This is a genomic window from Alishewanella sp. d11, from assembly GCF_049390205.1.
In the GTDB taxonomy this organism is placed as follows: Bacteria; Pseudomonadota; Gammaproteobacteria; order Enterobacterales; family Alteromonadaceae; genus Alishewanella.
On the sequence record NZ_CP186547.1, the window covers coordinates 995,773 to 1,019,729 of the forward strand.

General features: G+C 47.1%; 22 protein-coding genes. 4 read left to right on the plus strand and 18 right to left on the minus strand.

Going from position 1 to position 23,957, the window contains the following annotated elements; translation table 11 throughout:
* The first annotated feature begins 2 nt into the window (after positions 1-2).
* Positions 3-2,861, plus strand: a complete 2,859-nt coding sequence (locus ACO1PK_RS04605; protein ID WP_423187499.1) for a valine--tRNA ligase — start codon at positions 3-5, stop codon at positions 2,859-2,861.
* A gap of 289 nt (positions 2,862-3,150) precedes the next feature.
* Positions 3,151-4,617, plus strand: coding sequence for a Na+/H+ antiporter NhaC family protein (locus ACO1PK_RS04610; protein WP_423187500.1), 1,467 nt, complete (start codon positions 3,151-3,153; stop codon positions 4,615-4,617).
* A gap of 74 nt (positions 4,618-4,691) precedes the next feature.
* Here ACO1PK_RS04610 and ACO1PK_RS04615 read toward each other — a convergent pair whose 3' ends face one another.
* Complete coding sequence (locus ACO1PK_RS04615) at positions 4,692-5,336, minus strand: MarC family protein (protein ID WP_423187501.1); 645 nt, start codon at positions 5,334-5,336, stop codon at positions 4,692-4,694.
* A gap of 187 nt (positions 5,337-5,523) precedes the next feature.
* Between ACO1PK_RS04615 and ACO1PK_RS04620 the strand changes: the two genes are divergently transcribed.
* The gene (locus ACO1PK_RS04620) at positions 5,524-6,612 is read left to right on the plus strand and encodes a DUF3083 family protein (protein ID WP_423187502.1); all 1,089 of its coding nucleotides are present in this window, start codon (positions 5,524-5,526) and stop codon (positions 6,610-6,612) included.
* A gap of 121 nt (positions 6,613-6,733) precedes the next feature.
* On the opposite strand, the gene ACO1PK_RS04625 is transcribed toward ACO1PK_RS04620, so the two are convergent.
* From ACO1PK_RS04625 to ACO1PK_RS04635, 3 genes are all read right to left on the minus strand, one after another.
* Positions 6,734-6,865, minus strand: a complete 132-nt coding sequence (locus tag ACO1PK_RS04625; protein WP_423187503.1) for a cysteine peptidase family C39 domain-containing protein — start codon at positions 6,863-6,865, stop codon at positions 6,734-6,736.
* 239 nt (positions 6,866-7,104) lie between these two features.
* Positions 7,105-7,275, minus strand: a complete 171-nt coding sequence (locus ACO1PK_RS04630) for a cysteine peptidase family C39 domain-containing protein (RefSeq protein ID WP_423187504.1) — start codon at positions 7,273-7,275, stop codon at positions 7,105-7,107.
* Between the two features lie 42 nt (positions 7,276-7,317).
* Entirely contained in the window at positions 7,318-7,848 is a 531-nt protein-coding gene (locus ACO1PK_RS04635; protein ID WP_423188166.1) for a lysostaphin resistance A-like protein, read from the minus strand.
* On the opposite strand from ACO1PK_RS04635, the gene ACO1PK_RS04640 reads away from it, so the two are divergent.
* Positions 7,778-7,996: a hypothetical protein gene (locus ACO1PK_RS04640; RefSeq protein WP_423188265.1), complete on the plus strand. Its 219-nt coding sequence runs from the start codon at positions 7,778-7,780 to the stop codon at positions 7,994-7,996. The genes ACO1PK_RS04635 and ACO1PK_RS04640 overlap by 71 nt on opposite strands.
* A gap of 99 nt (positions 7,997-8,095) precedes the next feature.
* On the opposite strand, the gene ACO1PK_RS04645 is transcribed toward ACO1PK_RS04640, so the two are convergent.
* From ACO1PK_RS04645 to ACO1PK_RS04710, 14 genes are all read right to left on the minus strand, one after another.
* Positions 8,096-8,422 (minus strand): hypothetical protein, encoded by a 327-nt coding sequence (locus ACO1PK_RS04645; protein WP_423187505.1) that lies wholly within the window; start codon positions 8,420-8,422, stop codon positions 8,096-8,098.
* Between the two features lie 257 nt (positions 8,423-8,679).
* A complete protein-coding gene (locus ACO1PK_RS04650; protein WP_423187506.1) occupies positions 8,680-9,126 on the minus strand; it encodes a hypothetical protein in 447 nt (148 codons plus the stop codon).
* A 161-nt stretch (positions 9,127-9,287) separates the two neighbouring features.
* Positions 9,288-9,425, minus strand: coding sequence for a hypothetical protein (locus ACO1PK_RS04655; RefSeq protein ID WP_423187507.1), 138 nt, complete (start codon positions 9,423-9,425; stop codon positions 9,288-9,290).
* 314 nt (positions 9,426-9,739) lie between these two features.
* Complete coding sequence (locus ACO1PK_RS04660; RefSeq protein ID WP_423187508.1) at positions 9,740-11,836, minus strand: peptidase domain-containing ABC transporter; 2,097 nt, start codon at positions 11,834-11,836, stop codon at positions 9,740-9,742.
* 51 nt (positions 11,837-11,887) lie between these two features.
* A complete protein-coding gene (locus ACO1PK_RS04665) occupies positions 11,888-12,538 on the minus strand; it encodes a hypothetical protein (RefSeq protein WP_423187509.1) in 651 nt (216 codons plus the stop codon).
* A 168-nt stretch (positions 12,539-12,706) separates the two neighbouring features.
* Positions 12,707-12,880 (minus strand): hypothetical protein, encoded by a 174-nt coding sequence (locus ACO1PK_RS04670; RefSeq protein WP_423187510.1) that lies wholly within the window; start codon positions 12,878-12,880, stop codon positions 12,707-12,709.
* Positions 12,881-12,892: 12 nt separating this feature from the next.
* On the minus strand, positions 12,893-13,051 hold the full coding sequence (locus tag ACO1PK_RS04675) for a hypothetical protein (protein WP_423187511.1): 159 nt from the start codon (positions 13,049-13,051) through the stop codon (positions 12,893-12,895).
* Positions 13,052-13,343: 292 nt separating this feature from the next.
* Positions 13,344-15,440: a peptidase domain-containing ABC transporter gene (locus ACO1PK_RS04680; RefSeq protein ID WP_423187512.1), complete on the minus strand. Its 2,097-nt coding sequence runs from the start codon at positions 15,438-15,440 to the stop codon at positions 13,344-13,346.
* A gap of 523 nt (positions 15,441-15,963) precedes the next feature.
* On the minus strand, positions 15,964-16,122 hold the full coding sequence (locus ACO1PK_RS04685; protein ID WP_423187513.1) for a hypothetical protein: 159 nt from the start codon (positions 16,120-16,122) through the stop codon (positions 15,964-15,966).
* A 49-nt stretch (positions 16,123-16,171) separates the two neighbouring features.
* Complete coding sequence (locus tag ACO1PK_RS04690; RefSeq protein WP_423187514.1) at positions 16,172-16,345, minus strand: hypothetical protein; 174 nt, start codon at positions 16,343-16,345, stop codon at positions 16,172-16,174.
* A 14-nt stretch (positions 16,346-16,359) separates the two neighbouring features.
* The gene (locus ACO1PK_RS04695; RefSeq protein WP_423187515.1) at positions 16,360-16,545 is read right to left on the minus strand and encodes a hypothetical protein; all 186 of its coding nucleotides are present in this window, start codon (positions 16,543-16,545) and stop codon (positions 16,360-16,362) included.
* 52 nt (positions 16,546-16,597) lie between these two features.
* The gene (locus tag ACO1PK_RS04700; protein ID WP_423187516.1) at positions 16,598-17,848 is read right to left on the minus strand and encodes an HlyD family secretion protein; all 1,251 of its coding nucleotides are present in this window, start codon (positions 17,846-17,848) and stop codon (positions 16,598-16,600) included.
* 354 nt (positions 17,849-18,202) lie between these two features.
* Entirely contained in the window at positions 18,203-22,054 is a 3,852-nt protein-coding gene (locus ACO1PK_RS04705; RefSeq protein ID WP_423187517.1) for an efflux RND transporter permease subunit, read from the minus strand.
* A gap of 3 nt (positions 22,055-22,057) precedes the next feature.
* Complete coding sequence (locus ACO1PK_RS04710) at positions 22,058-23,947, minus strand: efflux RND transporter periplasmic adaptor subunit (protein ID WP_423187518.1); 1,890 nt, start codon at positions 23,945-23,947, stop codon at positions 22,058-22,060.
* Between the last annotated feature and the right edge of the window lie 10 nt (positions 23,948-23,957).

Sequence of the window (23,957 nt, forward strand, 5' to 3'; positions counted from 1 at the left end):
TGATGGAAAAAACCTTCAACCCCAGCGAAATCGAACAGGCCATGTATCAAGCCTGGGAAAGCAAAGGCTACTTTAAACCGAATGGCGACAACCGCCCCGGTAATAACTACTGCATTATGATCCCACCGCCAAATGTCACGGGCAGCTTACATATGGGTCATGCTTTCCAACAAACCATTATGGATGCGCTAACTCGCTATCAGCGGATGCAAGGCAAAAATGCCTTATGGCAAGTCGGTACCGATCACGCCGGTATTGCCACCCAAATGGTAGTTGAACGCAAACTGGCGCAAGAAGGTTTACCGGGTCGGCATGAGCTCGGCCGCGATGCCTTTATTGAAAAAATTTGGGAGTGGAAAGCCGAATCTGGCGGCACCATCACCGAGCAAATGCGCCGTTTAGGCAACTCAGTAGACTGGGATCGTGAACGCTTTACCATGGATGAAGGTCTGTCGAATGCCGTGCAGGAAGTGTTTGTGCGCTTGTATGAAGACGACTTAATTTATCGTGGCAAGCGCTTGGTAAACTGGGATCCCAAGCTGCATACAGCCATTTCCGATCTGGAAGTTGAAAACAAAGATCAAAAAGGCAAATTCTGGCATCTGCGCTATCCCTTAGCCGATGGCGTGCTGACTGCCGATGGCAAGAACTATCTGGTAGTGGCAACAACCCGCCCAGAAACCATGCTTGGTGATACTGCGGTAGCGGTAAACCCCGCGGATGAGCGCTATCAAGCCTTAATCGGCAAAGAAATCTTGCTACCGCTGGTTAATCGTCGTATTCCGATTATCGCCGATGAACATGCCGATATGGAAAAAGGCAGCGGCTGCGTAAAAATTACCCCAGCGCACGATTTTAACGACTACGAAGTAGGCAAGCGTCATCAATTACCGATGATCAACGTGCTGACGCCCGATGCGACTGTGCGCAGCGAAGGCGAATGCTTCTTTACCAACGGTGAGCTCAATAGCAGCTTAACCGCAGCTATCCCGCAGGAGTATCAAGGGCTGGATCGCTACGAAGCGCGTAAAGCCATCGTGGCTGCCTTTGATGCGGCAGGTTTGCTGGAAAATATTGAAGAGATTAATAATACCCTGCCCTTTGGCGATCGTAGCGGTGTGGTGATTGAGCCAATGCTGACCGATCAATGGTATGTGCGGGTCGCGCCACTGGCCAAAACCGCTACTGAAGCGGTAGAAAATGGTGATATTCAATTTGTGCCTAAGCAGTACGAAAATATGTACTACAGTTGGATGCGCGATATTCAAGATTGGTGTATCTCGCGTCAATTATGGTGGGGCCACCGTATTCCAGCCTGGTACGACGCAGACGGCAAGGTCTATGTGGGTCGTAACGAAGCCGAAGTGCGCGCTAAATACGCCTTGGCCGACACGGTAACGCTAAGCCAGGATAACGATGTACTAGATACCTGGTTTAGCTCGGCACTTTGGACCTTCTCCACCTTAGGCTGGCCAGAAGAAACGGAAGATTTGAAAAACTTCCACCCGACGGATGTGTTAGTCACTGGCTTTGACATCATCTTCTTCTGGGTTGCCCGAATGATCATGATGACCATGCACTTTATTAAAGATGCCGATGGTAAACCACAGGTCCCCTTTAAAACCGTGTATGTCACTGGCCTTATTCGCGATGAGAACGGCGATAAGATGTCTAAGTCAAAAGGTAATGTGATCGATCCGCTGGATATGATCGATGGCATTAGCCTAGAAGACCTCCTGGCCAAACGTACCAGCAATATGATGCAACCGCAATTAGCCAAGCAAATTGCCGATCGCACCACCAAGCAGTTCCCAGAAGGGATCCCCAGCAGCGGTACCGATGCCGTGCGCTTTACCCTCGCCGCACTGGCTTCAACCGGCCGTGATATTAACTGGGATATGAAGCGCTTAGAAGGCTATCGCAATTTCTGTAACAAGCTGTGGAATGCCAGCCGCTATGTGCTGATGAACACAGAAGAAAAAGATTGCGGCTTTGGCAGTGACGATAAGGTGCTGTCACTGGCCGATAAATGGATTTTTGCCCAGTACCAGCAAACGGTAAAACAAGTACGGCATTACCTGGATACCTATCGCTTTGACCTAGCAGCAACTGCACTGTACGAGTTTACTTGGAACCAGTTCTGCGATTGGTACTTAGAGCTGACCAAGCCGGTATTGTTTAAAGGTAGTGAGGCTGAGCAGCGCGGTACTCGTCATACCCTGATTACCGTACTGGAAAGCTTACTGCGCTTAATGCACCCGATAATGCCTTATATGACAGAAAGTATCTGGCAGTCGGTAAAACCGTTAGCAGGTATTACTGGCGAGAGCATTATGCTGGCCGCTTATCCTGAGTATCAAAGCGAGCTAGTAGATGAAACCGCTCTTGCCGATTTAGAGTGGCTAAAAGCAGTGATCACCGCAATTCGTAACGTACGCGGTGAGATGAATATTGCGCCAAGCAAGCCATTAAATGTGCTATTGCGTAATCTCAATGCCGAAGAAACTCGCCGTTTAGCCGAAAACCGTAACTTCCTAATGGTAATGGCGAAACTGGAAACATTAGAGGTGTTAGCGGCAGATGCCAAAGCACCGGCCAGTGCTACTCAGTTAATTGGCAGTATGGATCTATTAATCCCGATGGCTGGCTTAATTGATAAAGAGGCTGAGCTAAGCCGCATTACCAAACAACTGGAAAAAACCCAGCAAGAGTTAGCGCGAGTTGCCGGTAAACTCAGTAATGAGGGATTTGTGGCAAAAGCACCGGAAGCGGTATTGGAAAAAGAGCGCGCCAAGCAAGCTGAGCTGGAGCAGGCCGTTGCCAAGCTACAAGCACAACACGCGGAAATCGCCGCGCTGTAATACAAAGCTTAAGTTGAACTAAACAAAGCCAGTCTGCGTGCATACAGACTGGCTTTTCTTTCACCTCAAGGTCAAAGATTCCAATTGTGCAAAAACCATTTTTTGCTATGATGCAACCGTTTGTTTGACTAAACATCAGACCACCCCTGCACTGACTGCTTATGCATAATTTTCAGATGCATAGTCACTTGTTAAGACAGGATTGAGCACCGTTGAGTTGTCCTATCTGCTGCAACGGTTACGTTAACTTTTTTCCGGAACACCGGACTTTTATACGAGAATAAAAACCATGTCAGCAGATGAAACCTTAGGGAGTTTGGCCGAGCCTGTTGCTGCGGCGGCCGAAGCGGCCGCTGTATCACCTTCCATTATCAGTTTAATTCCACCCGTTGTAGTACTGTTATTTGCTATTTGGCTAAAACGCCCGATCTTAGCCTTAGTGCTAGGTGCGGCATCAGGTTTACTGCTACTCGGCTCACCCAAAGAGGCACTATTTAATTTAGGCGAAACCTCAGTTCGGGTAATGCAAGATGAAACCATTGGCTGGTTAATCCTAGTATGTGGTGGCTTTGGTGCCCTAATTGCGCTGTTAGTGCATACCGGTGGTGCCTTCGCCTTTGGTCGGATGGCGCAGCAATATGCCAGTGGCCGCAAGCCGTCACTCTTTATGACCTACTTTTTAGGCTTAATTATCTTTATCGATGATTACTTAAATGCGCTTACCGTCGGTGAAACCATGAAGCGCATTACCGACAAATACAAAGTCTCACGCGAAATGCTGGCTTATGTGGTGGACTCTACCGCTGCCCCCATGTGTGTGCTGGTGCCAATTTCGACGTGGGCCATTTTCTTTGGTGGCTTATTGGTAGCCAATGGCATAGCGCCAGAAAGCGATCCCAACGGTATTATCACCTATATCTCTGCTATCCCTTATATGCTGTATGCTTGGTTAGCCCTGATTATGGTGCCTTTGGTGATTTTGGGCATAGTACCGTTATTTGGCCCCATGAAAAAAGCGGAACTGGCCGCTCAGCAAGCGAGCTTTATTAGCGATGCGCCGGCTGAAATTGCTTCTACGCATACACATACCAGCGATGATTTTGCCGTTGAAGCTTTTGAAGAAGAATTTGACGCCGCCGATAAAAAAGGTGGCAAGTTATACAATTTCTTACTGCCGATGTTAATGCTAATTGGTTTTACCATTTGGTTTGATGCAGAAATTTGGCCGGCCTTAATTTTGACCTTTATTATCACCATCCCGATGTATATGGCACAACGCTTAATGCCCTTTACAGACATGATGGAGCTGATGATGCATGGTTTTAAAACTATGCTGCCCGCAATTTGTACCGTTATCGCCGCCTTTGTATTTAAGGATGTGTGTGATCAACTCGGCTTACCGATGTATGTGATTGAGAACCTCGCACCCTATATGACAGCTCAGATGCTACCAGCAGTAGTCTTTGTTGCTATGGCAATTTTGGCCTTTGTCACCGGCTCTAGCTGGGGAATTTTCGCGGTGTCGATCCCTATCGTAATGCCATTAGCTGTTGCGGTAGATGCTAATATTCCGTTAGTGATTGGGGCTTTGTTATCGGCTAGCTCTTTTGGTAGTCAGGCTTGTTTCTACAGTGATTCTACTGTGTTAGCAGCTCAAGGTTCTGGCTGTAGCTTAATGAGCCATGCGTTAACACAGTTCCCTTATGCCTTCCTTGCAGCGCTGTTAGCCTTTATTGGTTTTATTGTTATTGCCTAAGGCTTTATCTTAGAAAAACAACGGGGCGCTAAGCGCCCCGTTTTCTTAGTCGTGTCGACCTAAATATCTAGCTGTTATAAACTGCGGTACACATCCAACACACCATTAATCACAAACTGCACGGCGATTACAGACAAAATTAAGCCAAACAACCGCGTCATAATTTCTTTACCAGTTTCGCCCACATAACGCACTAAGACATGTGCATACACCATCGCCAAGTAACAAGAAAAAGTGGTAATTGCTATCGCCAATAATACCGTTACAAAGTGAGCGAGCGATTGCGCTTCACTGGTCAGAATCATCACCGTAGCAATGGCACCGGGGCCGGCAATAAAGGGGATCGCCAGCGGGATCACTGAAACATCTTTAGCCAGTTTGCCATCTGGATGTGGCTCTTTGCCGGTGGCCTCTTCGCCATCATCAAGGCCCTTTTGCATCATGCTCATAGCAATACCAAATAAAATTAAGCCACCCGCTATGCGAAACGCTTCCAACGTGATACCAAAAACTTTAAAAATAAAGCTGCCCAATAAACCAAACACTAAAAAAATACTGGCCGAAACAAGGGTAGAACGCTTTGCCGCGCGTTTGCGTTGGATCGCGGTGGCGTTAGGCAGTAACGAGACAAAGATAAAAGCGGTTGTCAGCGGGTTTACCACCACAAACAGGGCGGTGATCGCAATTAACCAATAATCGATTAACAAAGTAACAGACATAGCATTTCCATTAGCAAGCTGGGGTGAAGTGCTTATTCTAGCAAATTTCTGCTGGCGCGCGGTTAAGATAATCAGGTCGCGGCAGTATTCACGCATTATTGCTATTTATATATTTTGTACAAAATAGCCTTTGCCTCAGTCTTTTTGTTACACTTGCTGCAATTATAGTCTGTACAGGAGTTAGGTTATGCCCTTGAGTTCGCAACATAAAGTTTATTTACCCGCGACAGCCCGTGATAATCAATATCTACTGGCCGAGTTTGTCCTTACCGATGAATTGGTAGCACGCTTTCCTGCCACCCATGCCGAGACACCTTACCAAGCGTTATACCAAAACTTAGCCCAACGACTGTTTGAATTAACCGATCAGTTTGGCCTGCGAAATGTGCATTTTATTGCCAATGGTAAAACGCCGGTCGTGCGTTTTCACCAAGAAGCCTATGTGCTGCAGACGGCCGAAAAGATCCTATTTTTTTATAACCCCAGCTACCATGAAGCGCATCACAGCTTTTTTGATGGCAGAGTTAGAGAGCGAAAGATTTCGTTACTGTTTCTCGCCACCGAACAACCACTCCGTTCTAACGCGGCGAACTTCCATCAGCAAGTTACCGCGTTACTCACTGAATTCAAAAATCGCTTAGCTTTACCCGATTTACCGATCAAAGTTCGGGATCACCAACATCTGACCTATGATTTATTTGCCAAAGCGAAGGGCAGTAAAGAAAGCTACGGCTTCAAACTGCGCTCAATTGATGCCCGCTACAAAGCACGGCAATGTGAGCTACCGGCACACAGCGCCTTAACTTATGTGATTGTCAATTTGCCGTTAAGCCGGCGGCTAAAAGAGCAAGTCACGCTAGACTTGCAACAAACCGCGCCTTATTTACCGCTGTATCAACATGTGGCCGAACACTTTGTGAGTGCTTGCCAACAAGAGGATCTGCAGCACTTAGCGGTATTGGCAAATGGCTTGCTACCGCTGGTTCGCAACAGCCAATACGATAAAAGTAGCTATGGCAAAGAGCTGCAAATGATTGGCTTTGATCCCAGCAGCGAACAAGGGCAAATTATCCGTGACCTGCCAGGCGATAAGCTAGTAGAGATGATGCAACTGGTGATCTTTGCTACGCCAGAGGATCAAACCGATATGGGCTACGGCCGCTTTATGAACGAAGTAGAAAGCGCGCTGCGCCGCTTTGCCAAAGCCGTCAACCTGCAGCCAGAACGCGATGATTTAACCGTCCGCTTCCATCAGCATATTAGCTATCATAGCTAATCTCAGTGTTAACAGACAGGCCGCATTTTGCGGCCTTTTTATTTGCCATAATCAGCATAAGCGCCATTCTACTTGTCAGGAATAAAACTCCGGTACTATGGTAATCATCCCAGAAACTTTTTCATATAGAGCCTTTAAGCAATACGCTATAGTGATTACGTAAGGTGGTTAAGTTTAGCTGATAGCCATACTGATTCGCCACCATGGCCACACAGGCTAAACCACATTCTAAGGCTTCGGATTGAAGGATCAATTTCTAAAGCAAAATTAAAGAATAGATGAAGTAGCTTAATGATATGGTTATACACCAAAGAAGGACGGGCGAAACTGCTGCTAAAATGTTTTTCCAATCACGATCATAATTTGGAAATGGGTCAAGTAGTTTTAGCCCAAGGATTTTTTTTACTACAAAGACAGCCCCTAAGCCTAAAGTTAAAACAAATAGTATTAAGACTATTAACTTCATATCTTTTAGTTTCCAATAATTAGAGCCTATGAAAACGTTAGAAATATAACGCTATAACCGCCCTGCAGCGTAGTGCCTTTAAGCGATACGCTATAGCGATTACGTAAGGTGGTTAAGTCCAGCTGATGGCCATATTGATTTGCCACCATGGCCACACAGGCTAAACCACATTCAGCGGCTTCGGATTGAAGGATCATTCATTACCTTTTATGTCTGTAGTTGAATACCTATTCCCCAGTTCAAGTGATATACGTGAGCGCTATCAGACCAATTGCGTTGAAAATCATATGAAGCAATATAGCGGGGTATACCGAATTACTGTGCTCTCTCACCCAACAAACGAGTATAGAAAAAGAAAAAATCTTCGCAAGCGTATAAAAGCTAACACTAAAATGCATTAACGTGAAAAACAATGAGACAATTACATATCTGACTTGTGCATTTCGAAAAACTGAAATTAATTTAGTCTGAAAGTAGCCTCTAAACATTAGTTCCTCAACAATCGGAACTATAAAAACCGTCATAACAATATATAAGTAAAAATTTCCAACCCCATCGTAACGGGACTCTGCTCTGTCGATTGAAAGCGCTTGCTCACTTCCTGAAAAAATTAGCCCGTATAGTGTTATTAAAGCAGTAAAAAAAATGTATAGACCAACTAATAGTAGAAAATATTTGAAGTAATGCTGGAATCCAGCATTGTGCAAAGCAAAATTAATCTTAACCTTAGTAAATTTGAATCCTGAGAACAAAAATACTGCTAAAACCATTCCAACTGCTATAGAAAGTTTATTTGCTAGCTCAAGAACCAAAGGTCCTTTCTCACATAACAAAAAACATGATGAATTAACTACGATTGCAGGAGATGCGGCCACAAAAAGAATAAGCAAGAAAAACAATAAGAAAGGCTTTATATAAAACCACATATTAATCTCTACTACCTAATATAATATAAATTACTGATGTAGGTGCAATCGTTTCATTTTGAATGCACCTATAACAGTTCAAAAAATAATATTACTTACATTTCACTGTCATGCCGTCTATTTCTACAGAATCAACTGCTCCACTTTTACACATACGCTCAATGTTTCTCGAATCTACCCAATTTTTAATTGAGCTAGTGGTATCACTAATAGCTTGACTTACATTTTCAATACCTTTACCAATACTTGCAACTGCAGCGCCAAAACCAGCACCAATCTCACCCCAAAATGTTGGCCCATCATTATCTCCACCAGTTGAATTTTTGTCAGCTGAATCAAATCTTGCAACGGTTGGGTTTTCAAATAAATTCAAACCACCACTTACTACTTCAACTTGCTCAAATGTTAACTCTTGCATATTAACTTTCCTTGAGACGTTTTAAGTCAGGATGAGACCTGCAGGACTATAACCGCCCTTGTAGGCTTAAAATCGGCTCAAACAACCGGCTACTCTTTGTTTATAAAAGCATGCTGTGTTGCTCCAGCACAATATCTGCGCTTAGCAGCATGCCAGATTGCCGCGGGACTGTGTTGCCATAAACTCGGATCTATTGTTCAGTCAGTGCCACTTGAACTCGGCACACTGGCTCCTGTAAGGCGACAAGTTTATTGCCTTTAGTTCACCAAACGTTCAACTAATAACGACTGCACCTTTTCTTCAGCAATCATCCCTAGTAACTTTACAAAAAGACCATAGAAAATTGGCAAGCAAGCTATTACAAAACCACTACCCATCGCATCCAACGATGCAAGGTGGTTTGCTAAAGCTATCAACCCAATCAACGATAAAAAAAGCCCAGCCATTACAGCAGAGCGACCAAATACAAAAAAGACCTGTATTGCTTGGCGATACTGAACATCGTCCCACGTATTATCATTACCTAACAATATAGAAAAAGCCTGCCTAACCCGTTTAAATGAGGTAGAAGCAATCACCATACTTATTGTCATTAGCACAACCCACAGAATAGAGGGTGCATCCACGAAAATACTTACGTCACCGGAAAGTAATGTCGCATGCAGTGTAATTACTATAATTGCAAGGATTCCTAACCAAAACATTTAGCCTCCACATTTGCTTCTTGTAAGTTGATACAAAATACCGAAGTTTCTCACAGTTAAAAAACTAAAAATATTTACATTTCACAGTCATGCGTTCTATTTCAACAGTAACTAACAGGTCCAGAATGGCTAAGCCCGCTTATTTTAAAGTCTTTAACTAACTACTTGCATTGATAGCCAAAAGGAGACACAGCAGCGATACCAAGCTCACAGTTCCAATTAGCCAAAGCCTGAAACACACAAAACAAAATACTTAATGCAATAAAAATAAGAGCTACAATACCTAGAAACTTTTTCATAATGCCTCCTGCGAATACCAATAACTTGTAAAGAGATAGTATTAGAAACGCTAATTACTTTCTATAACAGGTGTTTGACTGCTATTGTGAGCCTCTATAAAGCCTTGGTAGATACCTCCAACAACAATTAATAAAAAAATGATCAAAAATAAGTAACCTAGCTTTCTAGCTACCCTAAGATAAGATTTTTCTGATTCCATAACTTCCTCAATCATTCTACGTTTAAAGCCTGCAGGACTATAACCGTCCTTGCAGGCTTTAAATCGGATCAAACAACCAGCGACTCTTTGTTTATAAAAGCATGCTGCGCTGCTTTAACCTTCAGTTGCTGTATCTATACCAAACTGCGCTTTATAGGCTTCGGTAATATCCTGTAACTGCCCTTGCTGCAGCTGCATAATCCGCTCGGCGTTTAAAATCGTCTCTGGGCGATGGGCAATCACTATGCGGGTCATTTTTAGTTGCTTAATTGCCTGATTCACATAATGCTCCAGCTGCACATCCAAATGGCTGGTAGCTTCATCCATAAATAAGATTTTCGGTTTACGATATAGCGCTCTGGCTAACAATACCCGCTGCTTTTGGCCGCCAGAGAGTGAGCTGCCCATATCACCGACCAAGGAGTTATAGCCCATTTGCATAGTAGAAATATCTTGATGAATACCCGCTAGCTGCGCCGCTTCAACCACTCGCTGCATATCCAATTGCGGGTCAAAAAAGCTAATATTCTCCGCTAAGGTGCCCGACATTAGCTGGTCATCCTGCATTACGGCGGCGATTTGGCTGCGGTAATTGCGTAGGCCAAGGTGGCGGATATCAATACCATCTACCTCCACTTTGCCACTTTCAGCCGGTAATAACCCCAGCATAATTTTCATTAGGCTGGTTTTACCGGTGCCAGATGGGCCGATAATGGCGATATTCTCACCGGCTTGCACGTTTAGGGTTAAGTCATTAAATAGCAGTAGGTCATTGCTGGCATAACGAAAACGTATTGCTGTTAAACTTAACTGGCCACTAAGCGCGCGGCTATCGCTGGCACTGCCTTCATCTTCTTTCTCGGTAAGCGCAATATCGGCTAAGCGGTCTAAATGCAGCCGGGTCATTTTAATTTCTACTACTTTATCAATTAGCGCGGCGGTGCGGTTGGTAAACTGATTTTTATATGCCATAAAAGCAAATAACATCCCGACTGACATCTCGCCAGTCATTACTGTTAAGGCGGCCAGATACACCACCAGAATATTCTCAATACCGAACAGTAGCTGATTAATAGTGCCGTAAGAGATTTGCCATTTGCCCAGCCGGTAATTCTGATTAACCGCATCGGCAAAACGGTTCTGCCAGATATTTAAGCGTTGGGTTTGCAAGCCAAATAGCTTAATACTCTGCATGCCGCGCACGGTTTCCATAAAATTACTCTGCTCTTTCGCCGATGCGACGATACTGGCTTCGGTAAGTTGGTGAAGTGGGCGGTATAATGCCCAGCGTAACAGGCCATAGAGTAATACGGCTATGCCAACCACCAGGCTTAACTGCGGGCTATAGAGATACATCATAATCAGCACGGTAATGGCCATAATGCCGTCAATCACGCCTTCAACCAGGCTATTGGTCAGTAACTCGCGCACAGCATTAAGTGAGCCAAAACGCGATACCACATCACCCATATGGCGTTTTTCAAAAAAGCTTAGCGGTAGGTGTACTAAATGGCGCATTAAATTGGCGGCCATTTGCACGCTCATCACCGAGCCCAAATGCAGCACCACCCAACCACGCAGGGTTTGCGTGAGTACCTGCAGCAGCATAAGTAAGCCAAAGCCTAAAGCCAACACAACCAATAAGGGTTTATCCTGGCTGATGAGCACTTCATCGACCACTAACTGCGTATAGTAAGGCGCTGCTAATACAAAGACTTGCAGTAATAACGATAAAATAAATAGCTTAGTCAGCGACGGCACTAAGCCTTGCACCTTACACCAGAAAGCGGTTAAGCCTAGGCGCACGCGCTCGTCGATTTTTTTAAATTCCGTACTGGGCGTTAATTCCAGCGCCACGCCGGTAAAGGCCTTATCCACATCGGCTAAGCTAACCCGCCTTTCACCCATAGCGGGGTCAAGAATAGTAATACCCTTACGATGCACCTTTTTTAGCACCACAAAGTGGTTCATCTCCCAATGCAAAATACAGGGAGTGCGCAGATTTTTTAAATCGGCTAAATCCAGCTTTAAGGCACGCGGCGTTAAGCCCAACTGATTTGCCAGCTGCATGAGTTGTTGCAGGTTAGCACCCTTCAGCGACACACTATAGCGATTGCGTAGGGTAGTTAAGTCCAGCTGATGACCATGGTGATTAGCGACCATAGCGATGCAGGCTAGACCGCACTCAGCGGCTTCGGATTGGTAAATCATTATTTATTAACTTAGATACTGAATGCCAATAACTTTCTTTATGAAACATTACTATTTACCAAACTTACTATTGCAGTAGTGAATATTTTGTACCCCATTCCGTTCAAACTCAGATTTTTCAGGCATCCAGAAAACAATCTCTCCTGCGGCAAGCCGCTCGTGTAAATGCTTTGGTGGATTGATGAGAATATCCATATTGATATTACGTTCATGGTAAAACTGTTCAAATCGAAGGTTTTCCCGGATCAAGTTAATTTTAACCTCATCAGTAAAATCTAAATCAATAATATCTTTTACCGGTACAGGACCTCCATGAATAGCAACAACACCATCATGAACAACATACTTATTCTCAGCCTGCATAAACAAAAATTGAGAACAAGCAGATATACAATGCCGACTAACGTAAATATCGTACTTGCCAAGGTATTCGGCAATATCGATTGATGGATTAACAATACCGCCATCGCTATTGGCTACCACGCGTAACGGCCGCTTTCGGTCAATCGGTAAGGCCTTAACCAAGGATGGCGTACTATGATCGATAAGCCCATTAAAACAAACAGTATTTGATGCTTCATCAAGAAGGATATCTTCTGTTGACTCACAGATTTTTACGATTTCAAGTGGCTCTTGACACTTCCCTACACTGTAAAAGGATGCTATGGCAAATAATAAACTTACAACCTTACTGATGTTCATTTGAACTCCGACCTTTGTTGACCTTAGAAACCACTTTGTATAAGTTTTGAGTAATTAACTTTTAATAAATTAACCACAAGTTGAAAAATAAACATGCTAATCTTAATTAATGGGTAGTTAATCTAGACCTACCCATTTGACTCATATAACCCATTTAGTTTATGAGTTTTATTTTGGCACACACTTTATTTCAACATTACCATCTGCATTTTTAGACGACTCGGTTTTATAGCCAGCCGGGCAAGTACAATGATTCCCACCTACGACCGGTGTACAGCGAGGAGCTGGCGCATCGCTGCCACCAGAAACGTCAAAAGTTTGTTCAATTTTTAATTCAATCATAGTATTAACCTTCTATTCTTTTACACATTGAATGATTGTTGCGCCACCAGTATCCAAAGATTTCGGCTTTTCACCTGCAGGACATGTACAAGTCGTAACGCCACCACTAGTCGTACAAGTTGCTGTTCCACCATTGACTTCAGCAACTTGCTCCCAGTTTAGTTCTTGCATATTATCTCTCCTTGAGACGCATTTAAGTTTAAAGGTTTGCTCTGTGTCAGAGCTATATCCGCCCTTGCAGGCTTAAAATCGGCTCAAACAACCAGCTGCTTCTTTTTTATAAAAGCATGCTGCGTTGTTCCAGCACGATATCTGCGCTTAACAGCATGCCCGATTGCAGCGGGACTGTGTTGCCATAAGCGCGGATGTGTTGCAGATCCAGTGCTACCTGTACCCGGTACACTGGCTCCTGTAAGGCGAAGGCATATCGACTTCACCGGGAAGCACGATAGCCTGCGCTGCTTTAACTTTCCGTTGCTGTGTCTATACCAAACTGCGCTTTATAGGCTGCGGTAATATCCTGTAACTGCCCTTGGTATAATTGCAAAATACGTTCGGCATTTAAAATCGTCTCTGGGCGATGGGCAATCACAATGCGGGTCATTTTAAGCTGCTTAATCGCCTGATTCACATAATGCTCCAGCTGCACATCCAAATGGCTGGTAGCTTCATCCATAAATAAGATTTTTGGTTTACGATACAGCGCTCTGGCTAACAATACCCGCTGCTTTTGGCCGCCGGAGAGTGAACTGCCCATATCACCGACCAAGGAGTTGTACCCCATTTGCATGGTCGAGATATCTTGATGAATACCCGCCAGTTGTGCCGCTTCAACTACTCGCTGCATATCGAGCTGCGGGTCAAAAAAGCTGATATTCTCCGCTAAAGTGCCTGACATTAGCTGGTCATCCTGCATTACGGCGGCGATTTGGCTGCGGTAATGGCGTAGGCCAAGGTGGTGGATATCAATACCATCTACCTCCACTTTGCCACTTTCAGCCGGTAATAACCCCAGCATAATTTTCATTAGGCTGGTTTTGCCGGTGCCGGACGGGCCGATAATGGCGATATTCTCACCGGCTTTAACGTTGAGGGTTAAATCGTTAAACAGCAGTGGGTCATTGCTGGCATAACGAAAACGAACTGCTGTTAAACTTAACTGGCCGCTTAGCGCGCGGCTATCGCTGACACTGCCCTCATCTTCTTTCTCGGTAAGCGCGATATCGGCTAAGCGGTCTAAATGCAGCCGAGTCATTTTAATTTCTACTACTTTATCAATTAGCGCGGCTGTGCGGTTGGTAAACTGATTTTTATAAGCCATAAAAGCAAATAACATCCCAACCGACATCTCGCCGGTCATGACTGTTAAGGCGGCCAGATACACCACCAGAATATTCTCAATACCAAACAGCAGCTGATTAATAGTGCCGTAAGAGATTTGCCATTTACCGAGCCGGTAATTCTGATTAACCGCATCGGCAAAACGGTTTTGCCAGATATTTAAGCGCTGGGTTTGCAAGCCAAACAGCTTAATACTCTGCATGCCGCGCACCGTTTCCATAAAGTTACTTTGCTCTTTGGCGGAGGCGACAATACTGGCTTCGGTAAGTTGATGCAGCGGCCGGTATAATGCCCAGCGCAATAAGCCATATAGAAATACTGCAATACCCACCACCAGGCTTAGCTGCGGGCTGTACAGGTACATCATCACCAGCACGGTAATGGCCATAATGCCATCAATCACGCCCTCAACCAGGCTATTGGTCAGTAACTCGCGTACCGAGTTCAGTGAGCCAAAACGCGATACCACATCACCCATATGGCGTTTTTCAAAAAAGCTGAGCGGTAGGTGCACTAAATGACGCATTAAATTAGCGGCCATTTGTACGCTCATCACCGAGCCTAAATGCAGCACCACCCAACCACGCAGCGTTTGCGTCAGCACCTGCAGCAGCATAAGTAAGCCAAAGCCCAATGCCAACACAACCAATAAGGGTTTATCCTGGCTGATAAGCACTTCATCGACCACTAACTGCGTATAGTAAGGCGCAGCTAAGACAAAGACTTGCAGTAATAACGATAAAATAAATAGCTTAGTCAGCGACGGGACAAGGCCTTGCACCTTACACCAGAAGGCGGTTAAGCCTAAGCGTACCCGCTCATCGATTTTTTTAAATTCAGTACTGGGTGTTAGCTCCAGCGCAACACCGGTAAAGGCTTTATCGACATCCGCTAAGCTAACCCGCCGTTCACCTAACGCCGGGTCTAGAATGGTAATGCCATTGCGATGCACTTTTTTTAGCACCACAAAGTGGTTCATCTCCCAATGCAAAATACAGGGAGTGCGCAGATTTTTTAAATCGGCTAAATCCAGTTTTAAGGCGCGCGGTGTTAAGCCCAACTGATTTGCCAGCTGCATTAGCTGTTGCAGGTTAGCCCCTTTAAGCGACACGCTATAACGATTGCGTAAGGTGTTTAAGTCAAGCTGATGACCATGGTGATTGGCGACCATAGCGATGCAGGCTAGACCGCACTCAGCGGCTTCGGATTGGTAGATCATAAATTGCTTCTAAACCAAACATTTTTAGTTTCATAAATAACAGAATCCACCTTCATTGGAGGTGGATTCTGCTTACCCCAATATTGAGATTTTATCAATATCTGCCTATAGCTTTAATTGAATTGGTCTTTCATTTTCTAGTACAACTTTATCCTGATGCTTGGAATATCGTCTGATACATTTCTACATTTGAGCTGCTTGAGTGAAATAACCACCTTCACAGCTAAAAGTGATTCTCCAATAAGTTTTTATTCCGAATATAAAGTAACTTATTCAGTAACGTGATTAATACCCTTGTTTTCAGAACGCCAATTAAGTAATACAGGCTAAGATTCTGTAGGAATATCAACCAAAATGAACTTCCTCTAACTACACATCCGACTCCAGTGCAGCGAGGCGCATCATCTAACAATATATAAATCTTACGATATTGCCTTTTTCAATTTTATACCTGCACTTCGATGACCAAACGATGCGATTCTGGGGAAATATTAATCGCACCGAAGAGGAAATATTCAAAGTTTCAACTTTCCAAAGCATCTTCGAATTTAGACGTTTTCATATCATTATGCGCCTCCATATAACCTTGATAGATGCCTGCAACAGCAACTAATAGAAGGATGACCAAAAAGAAGTAACCAAGCTTCTTAGCCACTCTTAGATAAGATTTTTCTGAATCCATATATTCCTCGAAGAAAACAGGGAGCAATGCCCCCTGGAAACAATATAAGTTAGTGTTCGTCACAGACGAATTCGTGAATTAGCGCTCCGATAGCTTTGAGACCTTCCCAAGCTTTATCAAGGGTCTCCGAGGCTACATCAGCCCAATTTTTCCCAGTCTGAGTTTCACTGCTTTTTGCACCACCAGAAACAAATAGTATTTCTTCTTCTGTAAGTAGTTTCATTTGTAAACTCTTCCTTATTGTTCGGATTCATGTGCTTCCATGTAACCAGCTGCTATTCCACCAACAATCAACACAACGCCAAGTGCTACTGCAGCAGGATGTCCTACACGCACAAGTACCTTCCCAGCAGCTTTAGCAACCGAACCAGCCGACTTACCCCCACTCACTTCTTCAACTTGCTCAAATGTTAATTCTTGCATAATATCTCTCCTTGAGATGATTTTAAGTTTAAGGTTTGCTCGATACCGAGCGTTATAACCGCCCTTGCAGGCTTAAAATCGGCTCAAACAGCCAGCTAATTAAGCTGCGTTGTTCCAGCACGATATCTGCGCTTAACAGCATGCCCGATTGGAGCGGGACTGTTGTGCCATAAGCGCGGATTACTTGTTGGCCCAGTGCAACCTGTACTCGGTACACTGGCTCCTGTACGGCGACAGGCATATCGACTTCTCCCGGAAGCACGATTGCCTGCGCCGTTTTTATTACTTCCCCTTCATATAAGCCAAAGCGTTGATACGGAAAGGCATCAAAACGTAAACGGGTACGCTGGCCTGGCTGCACAAAGCCATAGGCACGGGTAGGCACCAGTAAAATGGCTTGTAGCTGTGCGTTATCGGGCATAATGGTCAGTAGCGGCAACTCGGCCCGTACGTTAGCGCCGGTTTCGGCCACCAGATTGGTCACACGGCCGCTAATGGGGGCGGTAATGAGCATTTCACCACGGGCGCTAAGCTCGGTATATTGCTGCGATAGCCGTGATAGCTCGCTATCTACTAGGGTAAGTTGTTGCTGTTGCTCGCCGGGTAAGCGTTCAATTAAGCCTTCTAATTGCGCAAACTGGGCTTTTTGGTTTTGCGCACTGGCATTCAGTTCGGCCAGCTGCTGGCGCAGGTTTAATACTAGCTCTTGTTGTTGCTGTAACTCGGTAGCAGAAATGGCACCGCGTTGCTGCAAGGCGCTAAAATCTTGCTGCCGCTTTAGGTGCAACGCCAGTCTCTCTTGTAATAATTGCTGCTGCGCCTGTAAGTCTTGCAATAAATTCTGGCTAAGACGTAAGCGGCTTTGGTATTCACTGGCTTGCTGGTTAAATTGGGTAATCACTTGCTTGCGGCGCTGGCTCACCAAAGCAATTTGTTGCTCAATACCTTGTCGTAAGGTGCTGGAAAGGCTATCGCCCATCGCCAGTTGGTCGGGCATCCGCAGCAGTGCCAGCCGCTCACCGGCCTGCACTTGCTGGCCATCTTCAATAAACACCTGTTGAATAACGCCCGAGCGCGGCGACATGACTTTTGCTAAACCCATATCAGGTTTTAGATAGCCGGTGACAGTTTCTTTGCGGTTAAACGAGGCAAGGCTTAAAAAGGTAACAAGTGCCAGCACCACGCCCACTAATATGACCGTCAGCAAAGTACTGCTGAGGGGCTGGGCGATAATGACGTCCCCATCTAAACGGGCGCTTTGCTGCTTAACAGCATTCGCGCGAAACAATCCATGTTCTGCCACAACAACCTCTAACTTCTATTGTGTTTACAAAGAAACAAACTTAACAATGAGTTGTAACCTACATGCTCATTTTTGTGAATACAATACATTGTTATATTCTATTTAGTTATAAACATATACCTAAAATGAGATTATCTCTGGGGGGGGGGTAATAAATTCAAACACTTAGCCTTAGCGTAAAAAACAAAGAAGTAAAATCATTAAAAACTGTTTGCTGAAAAAACCAGCAGGATCTTGCTAATATTGCAGCATTAGCTAAAAAGTAAACAGGCAAAAAGTAAACGTAACGGACTTAACCGCTGTTAGGTGGCGGTAACAGCGGCGAATCTTGTTAACCTGCTAGTTACAGCTTTTTCAATGACGCAAGCGCCACTCCTCCCGAGCGGCGTACAGCACCGGCACCATAAAGACACTTAGTAACACAAACAGCATACCGCCAAGTGTGGGTATCGCCATTGGGATCATTAAGTCTGCACCGCGGCCTGTGGCGCTAAGTACCGGTAATAGTGCCAATATCGTAGTGGCAGACGTCATTAAACAGGGGCGAATGCGTTTGGCTGCCGCTGCACACACTAACTCGCGCACTTCAGCACGGCTGCTTGCTGGCCGGGCAGCAAATTGCTGCTTAAGGTAAGTCGCCATCACAATGCCATCGTCGACAGCAATACCGAATAAGGCTAAAAACCCGACCCAGACCGCGATACTGAGGTTATAGCTTTGCAGATTAAACAGCTCCCGCAAATTAGCGCCAAACCACTGGCTGTTTAAAAAGCCCGGTTGTGCGAACGCATCCAGCGCGATAAAACCGCCCGCCCAGGCAATGGCAATGCTGCTGAAAATCATCAGCGCGGTACTGACCTGCTTAAACTGTAAATACAGCAACATAAACACCAAGGTCAGCGCCAGCGGCACCAACCAGCTTAGTGTCGCAGCGGCACTTTGCTGTTGCTGGTAACTGCCAGCAAACTGATAACTGACGCCGGCCGGCAATGTTAGCTCACTGGTACTCAACAGTTGCTGCAAATAAGCCTCTACCTGCGCGACCGCTTCGACATCGGCAATACCACGCGCTGCGCCAAAGGTAATGTAGGCGGTTAAAAAGCTGTTTTCCGAGCGGATCATCTGTGGGCCGCGCTGGTAGCGGATCTCTGCCAGTTCAATTAACGGCACACTATAGCCGGCGGGCGTCGCCACCAGTACTTCGGCTATCGCCTCCAAGCTATCGCGCTGTTCACGTTGATAACGCACCCGAATCGGATAACGCTCGCGCCCCTCGACGGTGCGGCCAGCATCCATCCCAGCCAGGGCAGTACTTAAGCTTTGCTGCACCTGTTGCATACTTAGGCCATGCCGGGCAATTTGCTGCCGATTGGGCGTGACAATTAAATACGGCTGGCCCACCACCCGCTCGGCGTTAACGCTGAGTGGCGAAATGGCTGGTGCAGCGCGCAGTGCTGCCTCAAATGCCAGCGCCATTTGCTCTAGCGTGGCTAAATCTGGCGCCTGCAACTTTATGCCCATTGCTGCGCGCATGCCGGTTTGCAGCATCAGTAACCGGGTTTCTATCGGCTGTAGCTTAGGTGCCGAGGTGACACCGGGCAACTGCGCCGCTTGCACAATTTCCTGCCAGATATCATCCGGGCTTTTGATATGCTCACGCCATTGTCGGTAGGGCCGACCGCGTGGGTCAATGATTAGCTCGCCATTGCTATCGCGAACAAAGCTGTCGGTTTGTCGATCATAGCTAAAATACAGCCGCTTACCCTGGGCATCGGTTTTATATTCGCTGTGATACTGGATCAGGGTTTCAATCATCGATAACGGCGCTGGATCCAGCGCACTGTCAGCCCGGCCAATTTTCCCGACCACCGTTTTCACTTCTGGGATCGCAGCAATCGCCAGATCCTGCTGTTGTAAGATACTTAGCGCTTCACTGATCGCGGCATGCGGCATCATGGTTGGCATCAGTAAAAAAGCGCCTTCATCCAAGGCGGGCATAAACTCGCGGCTTAACCCCGGAAAACGCTGCGCCAGCTGACTGTTATGACTTAGCCCTGGCAGCACTTTTGCTGCGCCTAACCAAATTGACAGGCCGGTTAGCACCACCAGCACTGGCAAGAGTAAAAATAGCCCCTTAAAACGCAGACATAAGCGTAGCAGCGGTAAATACAGCCGCCAAAAACACCAGAACGCCGCCAGCACCACCAACAATATGCTGCTAACAACCAGCAAGTTATGCCAAAAACCCGCGCTTGGCCCTAGCGGTAGCCAAAGTTGCGCAAGCCAAATCAGTAGGCTTACTAGCGCTAACAATACGCACACGCCATGCGCTCTGCGTAGCAGCAACGCGGGTAATGCTGGCAGGCCTGCTGGGAATAGTAAGCGACATTTTTGCGCCAACCGCGTCCGAAGCTGCGCAGGCTTTGCCGCGAAAAGCCAATACAACACCACTGGCAGCAAGGTTACCGCCAGCAGCACTGCGGCTAACAGCACAAAGGTTTTGGTATAGGCCAGCGGGCCGAATAATTTACCTTCGGCACCCGTCATGGCAAACACTGGCAAAAAGCTAATCACGGTTGTACTGATGGCGGTCAGTAACGCAGGCCCCAGCTCAAGCCCGGCTTGCTGGATCGCCGAAGCCGCATTAAAACGTAGGCCCTGCTGCTGCGCAGTTTGCCGTTGCTGCAACACATTCTCGGTAAAAATAATGCCCAGATCGACAATGGTGCCAATGGCAATGGCAATCCCAGCTAGGGCGACAATATTGGCTTCTACCTCAAAGTAACGCATCAAGATAAAGCTAACCAACACGGTTACGGGCAGCATTAAACTCACTGCCAGTGCCGCTCTAAACTGCCACAGTACTGCGAGCACAACCAAGCTGGTCAGTAAGATCTGTAACGCCAGCGTGGATTCAAGGGTGGCGACCGTTTCATCAATCAATATCGAACGATCATAGAACGGGACTAATTCGATCTTGCTTAGTGTTAACCAGTCAGGCCAATGCTGCGCTGGATGTTGTTGTAACCAGTTGCGCCAAGCGAGCTGTACGCTATCGTTTTGCTCAGTAAACTGTGCGCTGGGCATTGGCAATTGCTGTAAAGCGGCAAAGTCGCTGACTTGCGCTACGCTGGTATCCGCCCAATTAATCACGGCTTTGGCTGGTAAACCGGCCTGCAGCTCACTGATCCGCGTTTTGATATTGCTAATGGCTTGTCTGGGGTTATAGCCCTCGCGCACGGTAACCACCGCCCCCACCGCTTCGGCGCCAGCGACATCTAGCGCACCACGGCGCGCAGCTGGGCCAAAGTTGACCTTAGCCACATCCTGCACCCGAATCGGTACATTGTCCGGCCCCAGCCTAACGACCGCCTGTTCCAAATCTGCCAGCTGCTTAACAAAACCTTGGCCGCGGATCAGATATTCGACACCATTGAGCTCTCGGCTGCCGGCGCTAACGTCTAGGTTAGCCGCCATTACCGCGGCAGTGACCTGCTCCATTGTCACATTATAAAGACGCAGCAAGTTCGCATTGACTTCGACCTGATATTCCCGCTGATAGCCGCCGATCGCAGCCACTTCACTAATGCCTTCGGCTGTAAGCAAACCACTGCGTAAATACCAGTCTTGAATGCTGCGCAGTTCATCTAAGCGCCAGCCGCCAGCAGGTTTTCCCTGCGGATCCTGCCCTTGCAGCGTATACCAGAAAATTTGCCCAAGGCCGGTGGCATCCGGCCCCAGCGCCGGTTGTACACCGGGCGGTAAGGTATCCGCTGGTAAGCTGGCCAGCTTTTCCAGAATGCGCGATCTGGCCCAGTAAAACTCGATATCCTCTTCAAAGATCAGCGCTATGCTGCTAAAGCCAAACATCGACAAGGAGCGCACATCTTTTACCCCTGGCACGCCCATCAAGGCGCTACTGAGCGGATAGGTCAGCTGATCTTCCACATCCTGCGGTGAGCGCCCCGGCCAATCGGCAAACACAATTTGCTGGTTTTCGCCTAAATTCGGTATGGCATCCACTGCTACCGGCTTTAATGGCAGCTGATGCTGCCAGCCAAAGGGCGCGACGCCGATCCCAATAACCAGTAGGATGATGCAGGTAACAAACACCAGCAGTTTTTGCTCTAATAACAGCGCGATAAAACGGCCAAAGCCTTGCTGACTTGCTGTTTGGCCTGCTTCAGGTGGCAAGGGTGCAGTCATGCTTTATTCCTCCGCCCCAAAACGGCGCACCATATCGCCGCAGCGCAGCATCACGGCACCAAAATAGGGGTTACGCAGCACTGCATCGCGCTGAAGCCAACTGGCACCTGCACCATCTCGTGCCATTGGGCAATAGGCCTCGTACCAGCCGTCAGCCAGCACCCCCAACTCAGCAAAACGCAGTAGGCCAAGGTTATGCCGGTAAAACAAGGCACGCGCCTCTGTCAGCTCTGACACTGCTTCAATCTCCTCCGCTCCCGCATTTAAGGCACTTAGCACCCTAGGAAAACGCGCTGGCCAATCAATTGCCGCCACCGCTTGCTGCATAGCCAAGGTCGCCTGCTGCCAGCTAGCTAAATCATCAGCCACCAAGGCCTCGTAAGCGTGGTGATAAGCCTCCAGCAACTCATGTTGTGCGGCTGCGGGGACCACAAAACCATCCGGGCTTGGCATAACGGCAGCGGTGCTGACTGCTGCCTGAGATGGTTGCGATGAAGCCGTCACATCCATACTATGGTTATGTACTGAGTGGGCGCTATCGCCCGCTGCGGCGGACGGATTTAACATACTGGGCAGGCCGCGGATTTGCAGTTCGCTATCGAGCCGAAAGGCGCCCTGAGTGACCACTAACTCACCGACCTGCACACCGGATAACAGCTGATACTCTTCACCTAAGCGCAGCCCAAGCTCGACCAGCCTTGGTTCATAGCGCGGCGCTGCCGGATCTGGCTGCACATACACCAGTGACTGCTTGCCAGTAAACAGTACCGCAGAAGCTGGCACTAACAAGCTCTCGGCTAGCTCCGCCTGAATAGTGGCTTGCGCCAGCATACCTGGTTTTAATCTGCCATCAGGATTGGCAAGTAACACCCGCACTTTGGCAGTGCGATTGGCGATATATAGCTCAGGTTCAATCAGCTCAATACGGCCAGTTAGCATTTCGCCCGGCAAGGCTTTGACACTGATCTCTACCTGCTGCCCGACTTTAAGTAACGGCAATTGGGATTCAAAAGCCGCTAACTCCAACCATAGCTGATCCAGCGCCAGTACGGTAAAGAGTGGCTGACCGGTACTGACATAAGCGCCTTGATTCACAAATTTTTCGGTAACGATGCCGCTGACCGGTGCGCTGAGCGTGACTGTATCCTGTAACTGTTCACGCTGCAGGATCTGCTCAATTTGCACGGCCGGTACGCCAAGTAAACGTAAGCGCCGCCGCGCGCCATCTAAGGTCGAGCCTGCTGGCAAACTGCTACGCGCCGATAACTGCTTGGCTTGCAGCAGCTCCTGCTGGATCACAATTAGCTCCGGGCTAAAAATTTCCAGCATCGGCTCCCCCGCCTGCACCTGCTGCGCCGTGCGGTTAACATAGGCCTGTTCAATACGGCCACTGGTCCAGGCGCTGATGGTTTGGACTCGGCTTTGATCGGCCACTAAGGTACCGGGTAAGCTGATACGCTGGGTGCTGGCAGCCTGCCGTACTGGCAGCACAGCAGTTTGCAATAAGGCGGCGGCGCTGGGGCTTAAGCGTAATTCGACCTGCGCCGCGCTGCCGCTTTGATTATCTTCAACTGCGACGGGGATCAGCGCCATGCCACAGATTGGGCAGCGCTCATGCGGATCGCTAAAACGGATTTGTGGATGCATGGAGCAGGTAAATTGCGGCTGTGGTTGTAACGCCGCTAAAGGATCGGCTTGTAGGCTATTTGTCGCAACAGGCTGGTGTGGCTGCGGATGACTATGACCATGCTGCTGCGCTAAAGCAGGGGCAGTGGCTAGTAGCGGTAACATCAGGCTACACACTAAGGCTAACCTATTCTGCGGCGGGCTGACACACCAATGCCGCACAACCGAATAAGACCGAGCAATATGACTAACAGCAACATTTCGCATAACATTAAAA